Raw genomic sequence first — 359 nt, forward strand, 5'->3', positions numbered from 1 at the left:
CTTCCTTGCTCAGCGATTGCTTTGGCACCTGCACGAAGCTGGCGTCGATCATCTGGCCGCCGCGCGCAATGTAGCCGTGCTTGGCCAGTTGCCGGTTGACCGCGTCGAAGATGCTTTCGCTGGCGCCCGCCTGGATCAGGCGTTCCTTGAAGGTCCAGATCGTGGTCCGGTCCGGGATCTGGCTGCTGGCACGCAGTCCGGCAAAGCGCTGGAAGCTCAACCGGTCCAGCAACTGGAACTCCATCTGTTCATCGGAGAGGTTGAACAACTGCTGGATCAGCAGCACCCGCACCATCAATTCGGTCGGGAACGGCGGGCGACCGCCGCGTTCACGGCTGGGACGCGGCGCAGCAAGATCG

Annotated in this window: 1 protein-coding gene; it reads right to left on the reverse strand. The window is 63.2% G+C overall.

Annotated features, from left to right (window positions below; all coding sequences use genetic code 11):
• The coding region (locus GTP77_RS29945) for a transposase (RefSeq protein ID WP_161075764.1) at window positions 1-359 on the reverse strand (359 nt) is incomplete at both ends.

The organism is Pseudoduganella aquatica (genome assembly GCF_009857595.1).
GTDB classification, from domain to species: domain Bacteria; phylum Pseudomonadota; class Gammaproteobacteria; order Burkholderiales; family Burkholderiaceae_D; genus Rugamonas; species Rugamonas aquatica_A.